At 70.5% G+C, this 16,223-nt stretch carries 17 protein-coding genes and 1 pseudogene; 11 read left to right on the top strand and 7 right to left on the bottom strand.

Going from position 1 to position 16,223, the window contains the following annotated elements; translation table 11 throughout:
* From EFK10_RS28725 to EFK10_RS28715, 3 genes are all read right to left on the bottom strand, one after another.
* Positions 1–675 (bottom strand): NADH-quinone oxidoreductase subunit C (locus EFK10_RS28725; protein ID WP_164836180.1); only part of this gene is annotated, 675 nt, incomplete at its 3' end.
* Complete coding sequence (locus EFK10_RS28720; protein ID WP_127358566.1) at positions 672–1,271, bottom strand: NADH-quinone oxidoreductase subunit B; 600 nt, start codon at positions 1,269–1,271, stop codon at positions 672–674. The genes EFK10_RS28725 and EFK10_RS28720, both read right to left, overlap by 4 nt.
* The gene (locus EFK10_RS28715; RefSeq protein ID WP_206305622.1) at positions 1,262–1,630 is read right to left on the bottom strand and encodes an NADH-quinone oxidoreductase subunit A; all 369 of its coding nucleotides are present in this window, start codon (positions 1,628–1,630) and stop codon (positions 1,262–1,264) included. Before EFK10_RS28715 ends, EFK10_RS28720 begins: the two co-directional genes overlap by 10 nt.
* Positions 1,631–1,841: 211 nt before the next feature.
* Here EFK10_RS28715 and EFK10_RS28710 point away from each other — a divergent pair, with 211 nt between their 5' ends.
* From EFK10_RS28710 to EFK10_RS28690, 5 genes are all read left to right on the top strand, one after another.
* Positions 1,842–3,011, top strand: a complete 1,170-nt coding sequence (locus EFK10_RS28710; protein WP_127358565.1) for a sensor histidine kinase — start codon at positions 1,842–1,844, stop codon at positions 3,009–3,011.
* 106 nt (positions 3,012–3,117) lie between these two features.
* Complete coding sequence (locus tag EFK10_RS28705; RefSeq protein ID WP_127358564.1) at positions 3,118–4,428, top strand: sensor histidine kinase; 1,311 nt, start codon at positions 3,118–3,120, stop codon at positions 4,426–4,428.
* A gap of 93 nt (positions 4,429–4,521) precedes the next feature.
* A complete protein-coding gene (locus EFK10_RS28700) occupies positions 4,522–5,181 on the top strand; it encodes a response regulator transcription factor (RefSeq protein ID WP_127358570.1) in 660 nt (219 codons plus the stop codon).
* A 265-nt stretch (positions 5,182–5,446) separates the two neighbouring features.
* Positions 5,447–7,354 carry a 2-oxoacid:acceptor oxidoreductase subunit alpha gene (locus EFK10_RS28695; protein ID WP_127358563.1) on the top strand — a complete coding sequence of 636 codons (1,908 nt, stop codon included), beginning with the start codon at positions 5,447–5,449 and terminating at the stop codon, positions 7,352–7,354.
* A gap of 109 nt (positions 7,355–7,463) precedes the next feature.
* Complete coding sequence (locus EFK10_RS28690) at positions 7,464–8,462, top strand: 2-oxoacid:ferredoxin oxidoreductase subunit beta (RefSeq protein WP_240677530.1); 999 nt, start codon at positions 7,464–7,466, stop codon at positions 8,460–8,462.
* 18 nt (positions 8,463–8,480) lie between these two features.
* Here EFK10_RS28690 and EFK10_RS28685 read toward each other — a convergent pair whose 3' ends face one another.
* The gene (locus tag EFK10_RS28685) at positions 8,481–8,852 is read right to left on the bottom strand and encodes a winged helix-turn-helix transcriptional regulator (RefSeq protein ID WP_127358568.1); all 372 of its coding nucleotides are present in this window, start codon (positions 8,850–8,852) and stop codon (positions 8,481–8,483) included.
* A gap of 21 nt (positions 8,853–8,873) precedes the next feature.
* Between EFK10_RS28685 and EFK10_RS48890 the strand changes: the two are divergent.
* Both EFK10_RS48890 and rarD read left to right on the top strand, forming a co-directional pair.
* A pseudogene (locus tag EFK10_RS48890) lies at positions 8,874–8,978 on the top strand (KR domain-containing protein); the annotation flags it as partial.
* Positions 8,979–9,119: 141 nt separating this feature from the next.
* Complete coding sequence (gene rarD, locus EFK10_RS28680) at positions 9,120–10,073, top strand: EamA family transporter RarD (RefSeq protein WP_265737568.1); 954 nt, start codon at positions 9,120–9,122, stop codon at positions 10,071–10,073.
* A gap of 4 nt (positions 10,074–10,077) precedes the next feature.
* Here rarD and EFK10_RS28675 read toward each other — a convergent pair whose 3' ends face one another.
* Positions 10,078–10,299, bottom strand: coding sequence for a DUF397 domain-containing protein (locus tag EFK10_RS28675; RefSeq protein WP_127358561.1), 222 nt, complete (start codon positions 10,297–10,299; stop codon positions 10,078–10,080).
* Entirely contained in the window at positions 10,296–11,108 is an 813-nt protein-coding gene (locus tag EFK10_RS28670; RefSeq protein WP_127358560.1) for a helix-turn-helix domain-containing protein, read from the bottom strand. The genes EFK10_RS28675 and EFK10_RS28670 overlap by 4 nt, the downstream gene beginning before the upstream one ends.
* 89 nt (positions 11,109–11,197) lie before the next feature.
* Between EFK10_RS28670 and EFK10_RS28665 the strand changes: the two genes are divergently transcribed.
* Both EFK10_RS28665 and EFK10_RS28660 read left to right on the top strand, forming a co-directional pair.
* Positions 11,198–11,713, top strand: coding sequence for a hypothetical protein (locus EFK10_RS28665; protein WP_240677528.1), 516 nt, complete (start codon positions 11,198–11,200; stop codon positions 11,711–11,713).
* Positions 11,714–11,794: 81 nt separating this feature from the next.
* Complete coding sequence (locus EFK10_RS28660) at positions 11,795–12,358, top strand: flavodoxin family protein (RefSeq protein WP_240677527.1); 564 nt, start codon at positions 11,795–11,797, stop codon at positions 12,356–12,358.
* Positions 12,359–12,381: 23 nt separating this feature from the next.
* Here EFK10_RS28660 and EFK10_RS28655 read toward each other — a convergent pair whose 3' ends face one another.
* On the bottom strand, positions 12,382–13,065 hold the full coding sequence (locus EFK10_RS28655) for a FadR/GntR family transcriptional regulator (protein ID WP_127358559.1): 684 nt from the start codon (positions 13,063–13,065) through the stop codon (positions 12,382–12,384).
* A 73-nt stretch (positions 13,066–13,138) separates the two neighbouring features.
* Between EFK10_RS28655 and EFK10_RS28650 the strand changes: the two genes are divergently transcribed.
* Both EFK10_RS28650 and EFK10_RS28645 read left to right on the top strand, forming a co-directional pair.
* A complete protein-coding gene (locus EFK10_RS28650) occupies positions 13,139–14,599 on the top strand; it encodes a sialate:H+ symport family MFS transporter (RefSeq protein WP_127358558.1) in 1,461 nt (486 codons plus the stop codon).
* A complete protein-coding gene (locus EFK10_RS28645) occupies positions 14,599–15,780 on the top strand; it encodes a sialidase family protein (protein WP_127358557.1) in 1,182 nt (393 codons plus the stop codon). Before EFK10_RS28650 ends, EFK10_RS28645 begins: the two co-directional genes overlap by 1 nt.
* Positions 15,781–16,223: the final 443 nt, after the last annotated feature.

The raw sequence follows: 16,223 nt of genomic DNA, 5'->3' as shown, positions 1-16,223 counted from the left end.
TGCGGAGCCCTCGCTCACGCTCCGGGCGCGGCGGGCCGGGGCCTCTCCCGCGGCTCGCGGCGGCCGGGCCGCGCGGGCGGACCGGGCCGGAGCGGGCGGGAGCTGGCCCTTCATGGGGCCCCAGTCGTTGGGATCGGGGACGCCCGGCGGCAGCATGGTGCGGCGCTTGGGACCGCCGTGCTCGGACTCCCCCGGCTCCTTGGCGCCGGGCCAGGCCTTGGCGACCCGGGCCGCCAGCACGAAGTCCTTGCGCAGCGGGTGCCCCTCGAAGCCCTCGGGCAGCAGGAGCGGCTCCAGGTGCGGGTGGCCGGTGAAATCGATGCCGAACATCTCGTACGTCTCGCGCTCGTGCCAGCCGGCCCCCGCGTAGACGTCGGTGGCGGTCGGCAGCGCGGCGGCCTCGTGCGGGACGGTCGTACGGACGAGGAGCCGCCGCACCTTGCCCTCGCCCAGGGACACGACGTGGGCGCAGACGCGGAAGCCGGTCCCGGGTTCGTCGACGGCGCTCAGCCAGTCGAAGTAGGTGCAGCCGAGCTTGTCGCGGGCGGTCTCCAGGGCCGCGACCCATGAGCCGACGGGCACATCGACCGTCAGCAGGCCGTACGCCTCCTCCGCCCTGGCCTCTTCGCCGAAGATCTCGGCGGCGGCGTCGGGGAGCCGGTCGTAGGGGTTCATCTGTCGTCTCCCCCCGGAGCGGGCGGAGCGGTGACCAGGCCGCTGCTCAGCTGAGCCGCCGAGGGCCGGCTGTAGCGCTCGTTCAGTGACTCGCGGGCGATCTTCTCCTGGAGCTTGAGGATGCCCTGCAGCAACGCCTCGGGCCGGGGCGGGCAGCCGGGGACGTAGACATCGACCGGGATGATCTGGTCGACGCCCTTCGTCACGGAGTACGAGTCCCAGTAGGGGCCGCCGCAGTTCGAGCAGGCGCCGAAGGAGATGACGTACTTGGGCTCGGGCATCTGCTCGTAGAGCCGCTTGACGGCCGGGGCCATCTTGTCGGTGACCGTGCCCGAGACGATCATCAGGTCGGCCTGGCGCGGGCCGGGGGCGAACGGGATCACGCCGAGCCGGATGAAGTCGTGCCGGGACATGGAGGCGGCGATGAACTCGATCGCGCAGCAGGCCAGCCCGAAGTTGAAGACCCACAGGCTGTAGCGGCGACCCCAGTTCAGGACCACCTTCATCGGCTCGGGGGCCAGACGGGCAAGCGTGCCGAGCCTGCGCGGCTCGGGCAGCAGCTGCGCTTCGGGGACAGGTGCAGGGGTCACGTCCATTCCAGGACCCCCTTCTTCCATGCGTAGAGGAGGCCGACGGCCAAGAAGCCGAGGAAGACGAACATCTCCACCAGCGTGGTGCCGCCGTATCCCTTGGCGGCGAAGACCGTCGCCCAGGGGAAGAGGAAGATCGCGTCGACCGCGAAGATCACGTACAGGAAGGAGTACACGTAGTAGCGGATCTGGGTGTGGGCCCAGCCCTCGCCGACGGGGTCGACTCCGCACTCGTAGGTGAGCAGCTTCTCCCGCGTCGGCAGGTCCGGTCGCAGCAGCCGCCCGGCGCCGAAAGCCACGGCGACGAAGAGCACGCCGACCACCGCGACCAGGCCGACGACCGAGTAGCCGTGGAAGTAGTCCACGTCCGTCCGCCCCTCGATTCTCGTCGTTTCCTCGTTGTCCAGCGATCCCGAGCGATCCCGGTGGATCTTTAGACGTTGATTACGAACGGAGTCTAGGCCCTGCCCCTTGGGTGCCGAGCAACCGCGTTGGGCCCTGGTCGGGATAACCCCACCTTGTCCGTCGTACGCACCCCATGGTGCTACCGGCCAACAGCCCGGCAGGCTTGGGCCCATGAGCCAGCCAGAGATCGATCCGACCCCTTCACTGCCGCCCCCGCGCTTCGCGTACGACCCGGTGACCTGGAAGGAAATCGCCTTTCTGCTGGCGAACCTGCCGCTCGACATCCTCGGCTTCGTCTACGTCGTCGTCACGCTCAGCGTGGGCCTCGGACTGTCGGTGACGGTGGTCGGCCTGCCGCTGCTGGCGCTGGGGCTGGCCGGGTGCCGGCTCCTCGGGGGGCTGGAGCGCGCGCGGGCCCGGGGGCTGCTCGGGGTCGTGGTGGAGGAGCCGAGGCCGCTGCGGCCCGGCACACTCGGTTTTCTGCCGTGGCTGTGGACGTCGCTCAAGGACCCGGTGGGGTGGCGGCACGCTCTGTACCTCTTCATGCGTCTGCCGTGGGGCATCGCCACCTTCGTCATCTCCCTTGTCTCGCTCTTCGTGGCCTGGCCGGTGCTGCCGTTCGTCGCGAGGGGCCTCGCCAACGTCGACCGGGCCGCGGTGCGGGGGCTGCTGCAGCCCTCCGAGGAGCTGGAGCAGCGGATCGCCGAGCTGGAGTCCGACCGGGGAACGGTGGTGGACACCGCCGCCGCCGACCTGCGGCGTATCGAGCGGGACCTGCACGACGGGGCCCAGGCCCGGCTGGTCGCCCTGGCCATGGATCTGGGCATGGCCAAGGCGAAGCTCCTCGAGGGCCGAGCCGATAACGAGGCCGTGGTCGCGAAGATGGTCGACGAGGCGCACGGCGAGGTGAAGCTCGCCCTCCAGGAACTGCGCGACCTGGCCCGCGGCATCCACCCGGCCGTACTCACCGACCGAGGCCTCGACGCAGCGCTGTCGTCGGTCGCCGCGCGCTGCACGGTCCCGGTGTCGGTGACCGTCGACCTTCCCGGGCGGCCGGCCCCGGCGATCGAGGGCATCGCGTACTTCACGGTGTCCGAGCTCCTGCAGAACGTCAGCAAGCACAGCGGCGCCCGCACGGCGGGGGTCGAGCTGTGGCGGTCCGACGATCGCCTCATGATCCAGGTGCGCGACGACGGGCAGGGCGGCGCCTCGGCCGAGGGCGGTTCCGGCCTGTCAGGCCTGGCGGAGCGGCTCGGCGCGGTCGACGGGCTGTTCGTCGTCGACTCCCCGGCGGGCGGCCCGACGGCGATCACGGCCGAGCTGCCGTGGCGCGACCGGTGAGGGTAGGGCTATCCCCCGCCTGAAGAGGCCGATCCGCACCATGGGCGCCTGAGGGCCGCCGTACGACGCTGGCAGTACGCAGACTTTCACGAGGACGGACGGGACGATGGCCTACGGCTACATGGATACGCGAGACCACCGGGTGCCCGCGGCGCTGCGGGCGCCGCTCGAGGGGCGGACGTGGCGGGAGTTCGCATACCTGTTGCTGAATCTGCCGATGGGGATCATCGGCTTCGTCTATGTCGTGACCATGCTTTCGCTGGGCGCCGGACTGCTGGTGACCTTCCTGGGCGTGCCGGTGCTGGCGGCCGGGCTGGCCGGGGCGCGGGGGCTGGGCGTGGTCGAGCGGGCGAGGGCGCGGGGGCTGCTGCGACTCGATGTGGCGGAGCCTGGGCCGGTGCGGGCGAAGGGCCAGGGGTTCATGCCGTGGCTGGGGGCGCAGCTGGGCAGCGGGGTGGCCTGGCGGCACGTCCTCTACTGCTTTCTGCACTTCCCGTGGGGGATCTTCAGCTTCTCCGTGTCGGTCTCCTTCTTCGCGTACGGCTGGGGCTTTCTGACCTATCCCCTGTGGCAGTGGGTGTTCCCGACGTACGCCCACCAGCCCGGCCTGCAGCTCTACGGCGACGGGAACGGCAACGGCTGGTGGCTCGACTCGCCCTCCGAGGTGGCGCTCGCGGCCTGCTTCGGGCTGGCGCTGGTCCTGATCTCGCCGTGGGTGATCCGTGGCATGGCGTACGTCGACCGGCTGATGGTGTTCGGGCTGCTCGGACCGTCCCGGCTGGCCACCCGGGTGACCGAGCTTGAGTCGGACCGGGGGACGGTCGTGGACACCGCCGCCGCAGACCTGCGGCGCATCGAGCGGGACCTCCACGACGGGGCCCAGGCCCGGCTGGTCGCCCTGGCCATGGATCTGGGCCTGGCCAAGGAGAAGCTGCACGAGGACCCGAAGGCGGCCGCGAGCATGGTCGACGAGGCGCACGGCGAGGTGAAGCTCGCCCTCCAGGAGCTGCGCGACCTGGCCCGCGGCATCCACCCGGCCGTACTGACCGACCGGGGCCTGGACGCAGCCCTGTCGTCGGTCGCCGCGCGCTGCACGGTCCCGGTGTCGGTGACCGTGGACCTGCCGGGTCGGCCGGTGCCGGCGATCGAGGGCATCGCGTACTTCACGGTCTCCGAGCTCCTGCAGAACATCAGCAAGCACAGCGGCGCGTCCCGTGCCACGGTCGACCTCTGGCAGTCCGGCGACCGGCTCATGATCCACGTCATCGACAACGGCCGCGGTGGCGCCTCCACCGCCGGGGGCTCCGGTCTGGCCGGCCTCGCCGAGCGCCTCGACGCGGTCGACGGCGTGCTGGCCGTGGACTCCCCCGCCGGCGGACCGACCACCGTGGCCGCCGAACTGCCCTGGCGTACGTGATCCCCCCTGCGTAATCCCCCGCGCTCGTGCCCCAATGCTGGGATGCTGGGGGCGATGACGCAGACATGGGGGGCTGGAGCCGTGGAGGACAGGGTGCGGGTGGTCATCGCCGAGGATTCGGTGCTGCTCAGGGAGGGGCTGACCCGGCTGCTGACCGACCGCGGACACGACGTGGTGGCGGGGGTCGGGGACGCCGTCTCCCTGATCAAGGTGATCGGCGAGATGGCGGACGAGGATGCGCTGCCGGACGTCGTCGTGGCGGATGTGCGGATGCCGCCCACCCATACGGACGAAGGGGTGCGGGCTGCGGTGCAGCTGCGCCGGGACCATCCGGAGCTCGGCGTGCTGGTGCTGTCGCAGTACGTCGAGGAGCAGTACGCGACCGAGCTGCTGGCGGGAAGCAGCCGCGGCGTCGGGTACCTGCTCAAGGACCGGGTAGCCGATGTACGGGAGTTCGTGGACGCCGTGGTCCGGGTGGCGCAGGGCGGGACGGCCCTGGATCCGGAGGTGGTGGCGCAGCTGCTCGGCCGCAGCCGCAAGCAGGACGTGCTGGCGGGGCTCACCCCCCGCGAGCGGGAGGTCCTGGGGCTGATGGCGGAGGGTCGTACGAACTCGGCGGTCGCCAAAGAGCTGGTGGTCAGCGACGGCGCGGTCGAGAAGCACGTGAGCAACATCTTCCTGAAGCTGGGCCTGGCGCCCAGTGAGGGAGACCATCGTCGGGTGCTGGCAGTGCTCACCTATCTGAATTCCTAGCCGGACCCCTGGGTGGATCCTGGCTGGATTCCCGGCCATCTGACACCCTGCCAGATGCCGGAGAGGCGTAGAACTAAAGGACCACTCGCAGGCGTCTTATACGGCGACAGCTTCGGGGGCGAGGCATCGTGACAAAACGTGGCATACGGAGAACCCGAGGTGCGGTTTTCCCGGGGAAGGTCACCCTTACCCACGTACGATGGTCGGTGGGACAAAAGGTCACGACCTTGTGCGTGAGCCGCCGCCTCGAAGGAGGTCCGATTCAGTGACCAGCCAGGTCAGCAGCCCATCCGCCGAGCAGCACAACCTCGGTGAACAGCGGAACCCGGTCAAGGAGACCAAGCGTCTGGACCGGGTGATCATCCGGTTCGCGGGCGATTCCGGGGACGGGATGCAGCTCACGGGGGATCGTTTCACCTCGGAGACAGCATCGTTCGGCAATGATCTTTCGACGTTGCCGAACTTCCCCGCCGAGATCCGAGCGCCCGCAGGCACCCTGCCGGGCGTTTCGTCGTTCCAGCTCCATTTCGCCGACCATGACATCCTCACGCCCGGTGACGCGCCGAACGTACTGGTGGCGATGAATCCCGCCGCCCTGAAGGCGAACATCGACGACCTGCCGCGCGGCGCAGAGATCATCGTCAACACCGACGAGTTCACCAAGCGCGCGATGACCAAGGTCGGCTACCCCGCCTCTCCGCTGGAGGACGGCTCACTGTCGGCGTACGCGGTGCACCCGGTGCCCCTGACCACGCTGACGGTGGAAGCGCTCAAGGACTTCGACCTGTCCCGCAAGGAGGCCGAGCGCAGCAAGAACATGTTCGCGCTGGGCCTGCTCAGCTGGCTCTACCACCGGCCGACGGAGGGCACCGAAGCCTTCTTGAAGAAGAAGTTCGCCAAGAAGCCGCAGGTCGCCGAGGCGAATGTGGCGGCCTTCCGGGCCGGCTGGAACTTCGGCGAGACCACCGAGGACTTCGCGGTCTCCTACGAGATCGCGCCCGCCAGCGCCGCCTTCCCCACGGGCACCTACCGCAACATCTCGGGGAACCTGGCCCTGTCGTACGGGCTGGTCGCGGCCTCGAAGCAGGCGGATCTGCCGCTGTTCCTGGGCTCGTACCCGATCACCCCGGCCTCGGACATCCTGCACGAACTGAGCAAGCACAAGAACTTCGGCGTCCGCACCTTCCAGGCCGAGGACGAGATCGCCGGGATCGGCGCCGCTCTGGGCGCGGCCTTCGGCGGGTCGCTGGCGGTGACCACGACCTCCGGGCCGGGGGTGGCCCTGAAGTCCGAGACGATCGGACTGGCGGTCTCCCTGGAGCTGCCGCTGCTGGTGATCGACATCCAGCGCGGCGGCCCGAGCACCGGGCTGCCGACCAAGACCGAGCAGGCCGACCTGCTCCAGGCGATGTACGGCAGGAACGGCGAGGCCCCGGTGCCGATCGTGGCCCCGTCCACCCCGGCGGACTGCTTCGACGCCGCCCTGGAGGCGGCCAGGATCGCCCTGGCCTACCGCACCCCGGTCTTCCTGCTCTCCGACGGCTACCTGGCCAACGGCTCCGAGCCCTGGCGGATCCCGGACCTCGACGATCTGCCGGATCTACGCGTGCGGTTCGCCACCGCACCCAACCACGACGGCGAGTTCTGGCCGTATCTACGCGACCCCGAGACCCTGGCCCGCGCCTGGGCGGTGCCGGGCACCCCGGGCCTCGAGCACCGCATCGGCGGCATCGAGAAGCAGGACGGCACCGGCAACATCTCGTACGACCCGGCCAACCACGACCTCATGGTCCGCACCCGGCAGGCCAAGATCGACGGCGTCACGGTCCCCGACGTCACCGTCGACGACCCTTCCGGCGAGGCGCGCACCCTGGTCATCGGCTGGGGCTCGACCTACGGCCCGATCACCGCCGCCGTACGCCGCATCAGGGGCTCCGGCGGCCGGGTCGCGCAGGCCCATCTGCGGCACCTCAACCCCTTCCCCCGGAATCTCGGCGAGGTGCTGGGGCGTTACAACAAGGTGGTGGTGTCGGAGATGAACCTCGGCCAACTCGCCCACCTCCTGCGGGCGAAGTACCTGGTCGACGCCCGCTCCTACACCCAGGTCACCGGCCTTCCCTTCAAGGCCGAGCAGCTCGCAACCGCCATTCAGGAGGAGAGCGCGGATGTCTGAGGCACCTGCCATCGACCAGCCAGAGCCTGGGCCCCTCCTGCCCGAGGGCGGGCAAGGAGGGCGGCTGCCGGCGCTGAGCCTGGTCCCCAAGGCCGACGCCAAGCAGTCGATGAAGGACTTCAAGTCGGATCAGGAAGTGCGCTGGTGCCCCGGCTGCGGTGACTATGCCATCCTCGCCGCAGTCCAGGGCTTCATGCCCGAACTCGGCCTGGCCCGCGAGAACGTCGTCTTCATCTCCGGGATCGGCTGCTCCAGCCGCTTCCCGTACTACATGAACACGTACGGCATGCACTCCATCCACGGCCGCGCCCCCGCCATCGCCACCGGCCTGGCCACCTCGCGCCGCGACCTGAGCGTGTGGGTGGTCACGGGTGACGGAGACGCCCTGTCCATCGGCGGCAACCATCTGATCCACGCGCTTCGGCGCAATGTGAATCTGAAGATCCTGCTCTTCAACAACCGCATCTACGGCCTCACCAAGGGCCAGTACAGCCCCACCTCCGAGGTCGGCAAGATCACCAAGTCGACCCCGATGGGCTCCCTGGACGCGCCCTTCAACCCGGTCTCGCTGGCCATCGGCGCCGAGGCCTCCTTCGTCGCCCGCACCATCGACTCCGACCGCAAGCACCTCACCCAGGTGCTGCGAGAGGCCGCCGCCCACCCCGGCACGGCGCTGGTGGAGATCTACCAGAACTGCAACATCTTCAACGACGGCGCCTTCGACGCCCTCAAGGACAACGCCACCGCCGAGGAAGCCCTGATCCGCCTGGAGCACGGGCAGCCCATCCGCTTCGGCGCGGACGCCTCAAAGGGTGTCGTACGCGACCCGGCCACCGGCGACCTGAAGGTCGTGGCCGTCACGCCTGAGAACGAGGGGTCGGTGCTGGTCCACGACGCGCACGCGACTTCCCCGACCACCGCCTTCGCGCTGTCCCGGCTCGCCGACCCCGACACGCTGCACCACACGCCGATCGGCGTGCTGCGTAGTGTGGAACGGCCGGTGTACGACACGGAGATGTCGGAGCAGCTTGAAACGGCCGTCGAGCAGCACGGCAAGGGGGACCTCGGCGCTCTCCTCAACGGCAACGACACGTGGACGGTGCTCTGAGCGCAGCTCCCCGCGTCCCTAGGCCCTGTCGTACGCGTCCCGGGCGGTCATCACGTCCGGGACGCGGCTTTCCACCCACCGGGCCAGGTTCCAGACCTGGCGGGCGGCCTCCTCGCCCAGCGGGGTGAGCGAGTAGTCGACGTGCGGGGGGATGACGGGGTGCGCCTCGCGGTACACGAAACCGTCCCGCTCCAGGGTCTGCAGGGTCTGCAGGGTCTGGGCGAGCATCTTCTCGCTGACCCCGCCGACGGTGCGCCGCAGCTCGCTGAAGCGCAGCGTGCCGTCCATCAGCGCGGCCAGCACGAGCACGCCCCAGCGGCTGGTGACGTGCTCCAGTATCAGGCGCGAGGGGCAGGTCGGGGCGTTGACGTCCGGCGCGAGAACCCGCAGGGCGCCTGCCGTTCGTCTTTCCTCTCGCGCGGCCTGCTGGCCGGCGGCAGCGGCGACCTCTCCCGCCTCATCGGCCGCCCGACCACGCCGCTCGCCGAGACGATCGCGGCCGCGCTGAAGGGCTGAACGGCCTGAATGGGCTGACGAGAGGTCTGCGTCCCGCATCACCACCATCACCGGTCATGACCGTTATGCGGGACGCAGATGACAGCGCCCGATCCCCCGCGCTACCGTCTGACGGTTGCCGTCCGACGCGGGGAGGATCCGTTGAACGAACAGCGTGCCGGGCTCGCGTACGGCTTCGCCGCGTACGGCATGTGGGGCGTCTTCCCGCTCTACTTCCCGCTGCTCGAACCCGCCGGGGCGCTGGAGATCCTCGCCCACCGGATGATCTGGTCGCTGCTCGTCGTGGCGGTCATCCTGCTGGTGCTGCGCCGCTGGCAGTGGATACCGGCGCTGCTGCGCCAGCCCAAGCGGCTCGGGCTGCTGGCGCTGGCCGCGACCGTGATCTCGGTCAACTGGGGCACGTACATCTGGGGCGTCAACAGCGGTCATGTGGTCGAGACCTCGCTCGGCTACTTCATCAACCCGCTCGTCACCATCGCCCTCGGCGTCGTCGTCCTGCGCGAGCGGCTGCGTCCCGCCCAGTGGGCGGCCGTCGGGATCGGTCTGGCCGCGGTGGTCGTGCTCGCCGTCGGCTACGGACGGCCGCCGTGGATCTCGCTGGTGCTCGCCTTCTCCTTCGGGACGTACGGCTTCGTCAAGAAGAAGGTCAACATGGGCGGCCTGGAGTCGCTGGCCGCCGAGACCTCGCTGCAGTTCCTGCCCGCGGTCGCCTTCCTGATCGTGCTCGGGGCCCGCGGAGGCTCCACCTTCGCCGCGCACGGCGCGGGCCACGCTGCCCTGCTCGCCGCTTCGGGGGTGATCACCGCGATCCCGCTGGTCTGCTTCGGTGCGTCCGCGATCCGTATCCCGCTGTCCACCATCGGCCTGCTGCAGTATCTGGCGCCGGTCTTCCAGTTCGTGCTGGGCCTGGTCTACTTCCATGAGGCGATGCCGGCGGCCCGCTGGGCCGGGTTCGCCCTGGTGTGGGCGGCGCTGGCCATCCTCACCTGGGACGCGCTGCGCAATGCCCGTCGTACGCATGTGGCCCTGCGCGAAGCGGCGCGCGCCCCCGGCGCCGGCGTCGTTGCCGGGGACGAGGGCGCGCGCGTGGCCTGAGCGGCTACCGGGCGTTGACGAGGGAGACGAAGGCGTCCCAGGCTCCGGCGGTGAAGGCGAGAACGGGTCCCGATCTGTCCTTGGAGTCACGGATGTGGACCGTGCCGGGGGTGCCGGGAGTGGCGGCGACCTCGACGCACTCGCCGCCCTCGTTGCCGCTGTAACTGCTCTTGAACCACGCCAGTTCCGGGGAATCGGAAGCGGGCGTGTCGTGCTCGCTGCTCATAGTTCTCCTGCCAGCCGTTCGATCAGGCTTGCTGACTCCTCCGGGCTGAGGGCCTGTGCGCGGATGATTCCATACCGCTGGGTGAGCACACTGACCTCGTCCCGATCGGAGATCAGGAAGCTACCGCTCTGGCCTTCGACATAGGCCAGACTGCGGCGTTCGGGGGTTTCGAGCAGCACCATGGGGCCGTCGAGACCGGAGTGGGTCTCGCGCCAGGTCGGCATGACCTGGAGCGACACGTTGCGCATGCTGCCGCAGTCCAGCAGGCGGTGCAATTGAGCTTTCATTAATTCCGCCCCGCCGATGGGGCGCTGGAGCACGACCTCCTCGATCACAAATCCCAGTACGGGAGCGGGCTTGCGGGTCAGCACGCTCTGCCGGTCCAGGCGTGCCGCGACTCTGCTCTCGATCTCCTCGTCGTCCAGCGGCGGACATCGGGCGGCGATCACCGCCCGCGCGTATCCCTCCGTCTGGAGCAGGCCCGGGATGGTCTGGTTCGCGTAGAGGTACATGCTCACCGCCTCCGACTCCAGCAGCGCGAAATCCTGGAACCAGGACGGATAGCGCTCCTGCGCGAGGAAGGGCGCGGCGGCCTTGAGGAGCCCGCGCGCGCCGAGGACGGTGTCGGCCTTGTCGATGAAGTCCTGCTTGGGGATGCGGCGGCCCTGCTCGACGGCGCTGACCATGGACTCGGAGTAGTCGATGCGCTCGCCGAGTTCGGCGCGGGTCAGGCCTGCCTCGGTACGCAGCCAGCGCACCTGTCCGCCGAAGACCCGCAGGGTCGCTGACGATCCGTCGGTCTGACTCATGGTCCGTCGCCTCCCCGCTGCCTGTACAACTCCGTCTGTAGCCGCGCCGTTCGTGGTGACGCTAACTCCGTGACGGAATTGTTGGGCCTATGAACACAGAACCTCCCCCCAACGAGGAAGCGGCGGCTTATCCTTCCCCCGGCCCCGCAGAACCGGAGTTCGGTGCTCCGCCCGCCCCGCGCCCCCCGCTCCCCTATCGCCCGGACTGGGTACCCGCCTCCGGTCACCAACTCAGCCGGACGGGCGTCCAGTTCGACGCCGTACGCATTGCCGGGCTGCGCGCCGAGGAAGTCGCCGACGAACTCGCCGACGAGACGGACGACGCAGCCGGACCCATCATCCGCGAGGCCGTCGGCGCCCGCTGGATGTACTTCCTCTGCCCGCCCGGCAGCGCCACCGACTACCGGTGGCCGCCCGGCATCATGCGGCTCAGCGGCACCTCGACCAGCGTCGGCTACGTCGGCGTGCCCGCCCTGCACAGCGACACCTGGCCGCTGTCGTGGTACTCGCGGCCGACAGAGCAGGCGCCCTTCGTCGATCCCGCGCTGCTGTACGCGACGTTGTGCCGGCTGGTGGGGTGGAGACCGCTGACCGAACTCGCGTGAGGCATCGGTCGCGGCGGGACCGCCTGCTAGCATCTCCATGCGTACGCACTTAATGCATGCGCAAGTGAATGGGGACACAGCGTGACCGCGATCGAGGACCGGACGTACCTCTTCCTGCTGGGCAGCGCCCGCACCGGCGGCAACACGGAGACGCTCGCGCGCCACGCGGCCCAGCAGCTCCCGCCTGCCGCCCGGCAGCAGTGGCTGCGCCTCGCCGACCTCCCGCTCCCGGCCTTCGAGGACCTCCGCCACACCGGCGACGGCACCTACCCCGAGCCCACCGGCCACGCCCGCACCCTGCTCGACGCCACGCTCGACGCGACCGACCTCGTCGTGGCCTCGCCGCTGTACTGGTACAGCCTCTCCACCAGCACCAAGCTCTACCTCGACCACTGGTCGGCCTGGATGCGCGTCCCCGGCCTCGACTTCCTCGACCGCCTGCGCGGCAAGACGCTGTGGTCGATCACGGCCCTCTCCAGCCAGGATCCGGCCACCGCCGCGCCCCTGGTCGGCTCGCTGCGGCACACGGCCGCGTACGCCGGGATGCGGTGGGGCGGGGCGCTGTTGGGCAACGGCACCAGGCCCGGTGACGTACAGAAGGACACGGACGGGCTGGCGCGGGCGAAGGCGTTCTTCGCGGCGTAGAAAGCCTGGAGGCCCAGCGCGACTCAGCCGAGGCGGTCGATGCGGGACTGGACGTCGGCGAAGTGTGCGGCTATCGCGTCGGCGGCGGCCTCCGGCTCGCGGGCCCGGAGGGCGTCCACGACACGCCGGTGCTGGCGAACGACCTGGTCGTGGTCGGTCCGCGGTTTGCCGACCTCGTGCTCCAGCTCGCGGTAGACGTCCCAGAAGAGCCCGATGAGCTGCAGGACCATGGCGTTGCCCAGGGACTCGTAGAGCAGCTCGTGGAAGCGCCGGTCGTGGCCCGCCCGGCCCTCCGCGCCGTCGGCGGCGAGGGCGGCGAGTTCGGCGTCGAGGCAGCCGAGGTCGTCCTCGGTGAGCTCCAGGGCGGCGCGGCGGATCAGGCCGCCCTCCAGGAGCGCGCGGACCTCCACGATTTCGTGCAGGGCGCGGTGGTCGGCCCGGCGGACGGCCAGCCGGGTGTGGAAGAGCAGCCCGGGGGCCAGGGCCCGCAGTTGCGCCTCGCCGACGAAGGTGCCGTAGCCGTGGCGGATGTCGACAATGCCCAGCGCCTGGAGGCCCTTGAGCGCCTCTCGTACGGAGTTACGGCTCACGCCGAGGGCCCGCATCAACTCCGGCTCGGCCGGGAGTGGCGCGCCTGCGTCGAGGCCGCTGTCGATGATCATGTCGACCAGCCGGTCCTGCACAGAGGGCTTGTGCCGTATGGACATGGGCCCTACGGTACCGCTACGCATAGGACGTCCTACGTCCTACCTCCCTCAACGTCGAGGAGAGCGAGCCGCAATGAGCAGTAGTAGCAGCAACAGCGCCACCACTGACCCCGTTGACCCCGTCCCCTGGTACCGGGAGCTGTCCCCGCGGGACTGGAAGGCCTTCGCCGCGGCATGGCTCGGCTACGCCATGGACGGCTTCGACTTCGTCCTGATCACCCTCGTGCTGACCGAGGTCGCCCAGGACTTCCACCTCTCCACCGTCACGGCCGCCACCCTGGTGTCGGCCGCCTTCGTCTCCCGCTGGTTCGGCGGGCTCGCGATCGGCGCGTTCGGTGACCGCTTCGGACGGCGGCCCGCCATGGTGCTGAGCATCGCGCTTTATGCCGTCGGGGCGGCCCTGTGCGGCTTCGCCTGGGACTACTGGTCGCTGTTCGCCTTCCGGATGGTGATCGGACTCGGCATGGCCGGCGAGTACACCGCCAGCGCCACCTACGTCATCGAGAGCTGGCCGGCGCGGCTGCGCAACAAGGCCAGCGGCATGCTGCTGTCCGGCTACCCGCTGGGCAGCGTCCTCGCCGCCAAGACGTACGCCTGGGTCGTGCCGCATTCCAGCTGGCGGGTGCTGTTCTGGCTGGGCATCATCCCGGTCGTACTCGCCATCTACCTGCGCAAGAGGCTGCCGGAGACCAAGGAGTGGACGGAGTTCAGCGCGAAGGAGCGGCCGGTCAGCGCGGCAGCGGTGCTCTTCACAGGACGGCGGGCGGCGTGGAACCTGCCGATCGGGGTCGTCGCGGCGCTGAGCATCTTCTTCGTGCTGCGAAACCAGACGCTGCCGGTCACGCTGGTACTTGTGGCGGTCATCGCGGCGTGCTTCGTGGCCTTCGCCGTTCAGTTCGCTGGGCGGCTGTGGCCGGTGATGGTCGCGCTGATGATCACGGTGTTCTGCGCCTTCCTCTACTCCTGGCCGCTGCAGTCCCTGCTCCCGACCTACCTGAAGACCGAACTCCACTACGACCCCGGCCAGGTCTCCGACGCCCTGCTCTACGCGGGCATCGGCTACGCGGCGGGCTCCATCCTCTCCGGCTTCCTCGGCGACCGCTTCGGGACTCGGCGGGCGTACGTGAGCATGCTGCTCGCGTCGCTGTTCTTCGTCTGGCCGGTCTTCGCGCTGGGCGAGGGCCACACGGTCGCCCTGTGGGTGCTGCTCTTCCTGCTGCTGGGGACCGGCCAGGGCGCTTCCGGCATCCTGCCGAAGTACGTCTCCGGGCACTACCCGGTGCGCTTCCGCGCGGCCGGCCTCGGCTTCAGCTACAACGTCGGTGCGCTGGGCGGCGCCGCCGCTCCGGTGCTCGGCGCGAAGCTCGCCGCGCCACTGAGCCTGGGCACGGCGATCGCGGTGCTGGGGCTGTCGCTGACGGCGGTGGTCATCGTGCTGGTCGGCTTCGACGTCCCGGCACGGGTGCAGCGCTGGGCCGACGCCCGGCACGCGGCGGCGAAGCCGCCCTCGGCCGAGGCCCGGGAGGCCGTCTGATGCCCATCGACCGGCGCACGGTTCTGGCGCTGCCGCTGGCGGGGCTCGGCTCGGCGATATTCACCCGGACGGCCTACGCGGCCGACGCGCCCGCCACCACTTCGGTGCCGTTCACCTCCGGGACGGAGGGCTACGACACCTTCCGTATCCCCGCGGTCGTACGCACCGGGCGCGGCACCATCGTCGCCTTCGCCGAAGGGCGCGGCCACTCCGCCAGCGACACCGGCGACATCGATGTCGTCGCCCGCCGCTCCACCGACGGCGGCCGCACCTGGGGCGCCCTCCAGGTCGTCGCCGAGGCCGGCACCAACACCCAGGGCAACCCGGCCCCCGTCGTGGACCCGCGCACCGGCCGCATCGTGCTGCTGACCTGCCGCAACTCGGGATCCGTCACCGAGGCCCAGATCACGACGGGCGCGGCGACCCCGGAGCAGTCCCGGCGGGTCTTCGTCCAGCACAGCGACAACGACGGCCTCGGCTGGTCCGAGCTCCGCGAGATCACGGCCTCCGCAAAGCTCGACAACTGGCGCTGGTACGCCACCGGCCCCGGCCACGCGATCGCCCTCACCCACGGCAGGCACCGCGGCCGCCTCGTCGTCCCCGCCGACCACTCCATCGCCCCGCCCCCCGGCTCCACCGACACCGGCGCCGAGGCCAAGTACTACGGCGGCCACGACCTCTTCAGCGACGACGGCGGCCGCAGCTGGCACATCGGCTACGTCGACGACGACCCCGACGGCTTCATCAACGTCAACGAGACCACCGCCGCCCAGCTCCCCGACGGCCGGATCTACTTCAACGCCCGCAACCACAAGGGCATCGCGGAGGGCGTCCGCTGCGACGCCTACAGCGACGACGGCGGCCGCACCCTCGTCGACCCCTACGAGCCCCAGCCCACCCTCGCCGGCCCCGTCGTCCAGGGCAGCGTCCTCCAATTCCGCGGCGGCCCCCTCCTCTACTCCGGCCCCGCCGACCCCTCCGCCCGCAAAGCCATGACCCTCCGGGCCAGCACCGACGACGGCTCCACCTGGACCCCCGTCCTCCAGCTCTCCCCCCTCCCCGCCGCCTACTCCGACCTCGTCCGGCTCTCCGTCACCACGGTCGGCCTCCTCTACGAGACCGGCCAGTCCGGCCCGTACGAGAGCATTTCCTTCACCCGGATCGCGGTGAGCGCCCTGTGACGGCGCCCGGCGTTGCTTCCCCCACCCCGCCCCTTCCCGAAACCGGGCTCTCCCCCAAACCTTCGTTTGGCCGGGGGGACCCTCCCCCAGCCTGGCGGCTGGGGGAGAGTGCCCCCACCGGCCGAAGGCTGCCCCCACCCGGACCCGCTGGCTGCCCCCAGACCCTCCCCCACCCAGACGGAGTCTGGGTGGGGGAGGGTCCGGCGTAGCCGTCCCGAAGCCTGGGAGGCCCCCTGGGGCCGAGCAGTGCGAGGGCGGCGTCCAAGAATCGGGCAGGGGCGGGGTGGGGGAAACGAACTCGGCCGCTACGAACGGAGGCATGATGAGCGCACGCATCACCCGGCGGGCCTTTGCGGCCGGGGCCGCGGCCGCGCCCTTGGTGGGGGCCGGGGCCGCTAGCCCGGCGGCGGCCGCCGCCGAGGGCACCGGCAGGCCCGCGTTCC

This window comes from Streptomyces soli, from assembly GCF_003999195.1.
Classification (GTDB): Bacteria; Actinomycetota; Actinomycetes; order Streptomycetales; family Streptomycetaceae; genus Actinacidiphila; species Actinacidiphila soli.
Note: the sequence above shows the minus strand (reverse complement) of the source record. Positions and strands in the feature narration are given on the sequence as shown.

Coding starts and splice junctions, on each gene's coding strand:
- EFK10_RS28720 (WP_127358566.1), bottom strand. CDS start 1,271: ATGGACGTGACCCCTGCACCTGTCCCCGAAGCGCAGCTGCTGCCCGAG.
- EFK10_RS28710 (WP_127358565.1), top strand. CDS start 1,842: ATGAGCCAGCCAGAGATCGATCCGACCCCTTCACTGCCGCCCCCGCGC.
- EFK10_RS28705 (WP_127358564.1), top strand. CDS start 3,118: ATGGCCTACGGCTACATGGATACGCGAGACCACCGGGTGCCCGCGGCG.
- EFK10_RS28690 (WP_240677530.1), top strand. CDS start 7,464: ATGAAGGACTTCAAGTCGGATCAGGAAGTGCGCTGGTGCCCCGGCTGC.
- EFK10_RS28675 (WP_127358561.1), bottom strand. CDS start 10,299: ATGAGCAGCGAGCACGACACGCCCGCTTCCGATTCCCCGGAACTGGCG.
- EFK10_RS28670 (WP_127358560.1), bottom strand. CDS start 11,108: ATGAGTCAGACCGACGGATCGTCAGCGACCCTGCGGGTCTTCGGCGGA.
- EFK10_RS28665 (WP_240677528.1), top strand. CDS start 11,198: ATGAACACAGAACCTCCCCCCAACGAGGAAGCGGCGGCTTATCCTTCC.
- EFK10_RS28655 (WP_127358559.1), bottom strand. CDS start 13,065: ATGTCCATACGGCACAAGCCCTCTGTGCAGGACCGGCTGGTCGACATG.
- EFK10_RS28650 (WP_127358558.1), top strand. CDS start 13,139: ATGAGCAGTAGTAGCAGCAACAGCGCCACCACTGACCCCGTTGACCCC.
- EFK10_RS28645 (WP_127358557.1), top strand. CDS start 14,599: ATGCCCATCGACCGGCGCACGGTTCTGGCGCTGCCGCTGGCGGGGCTC.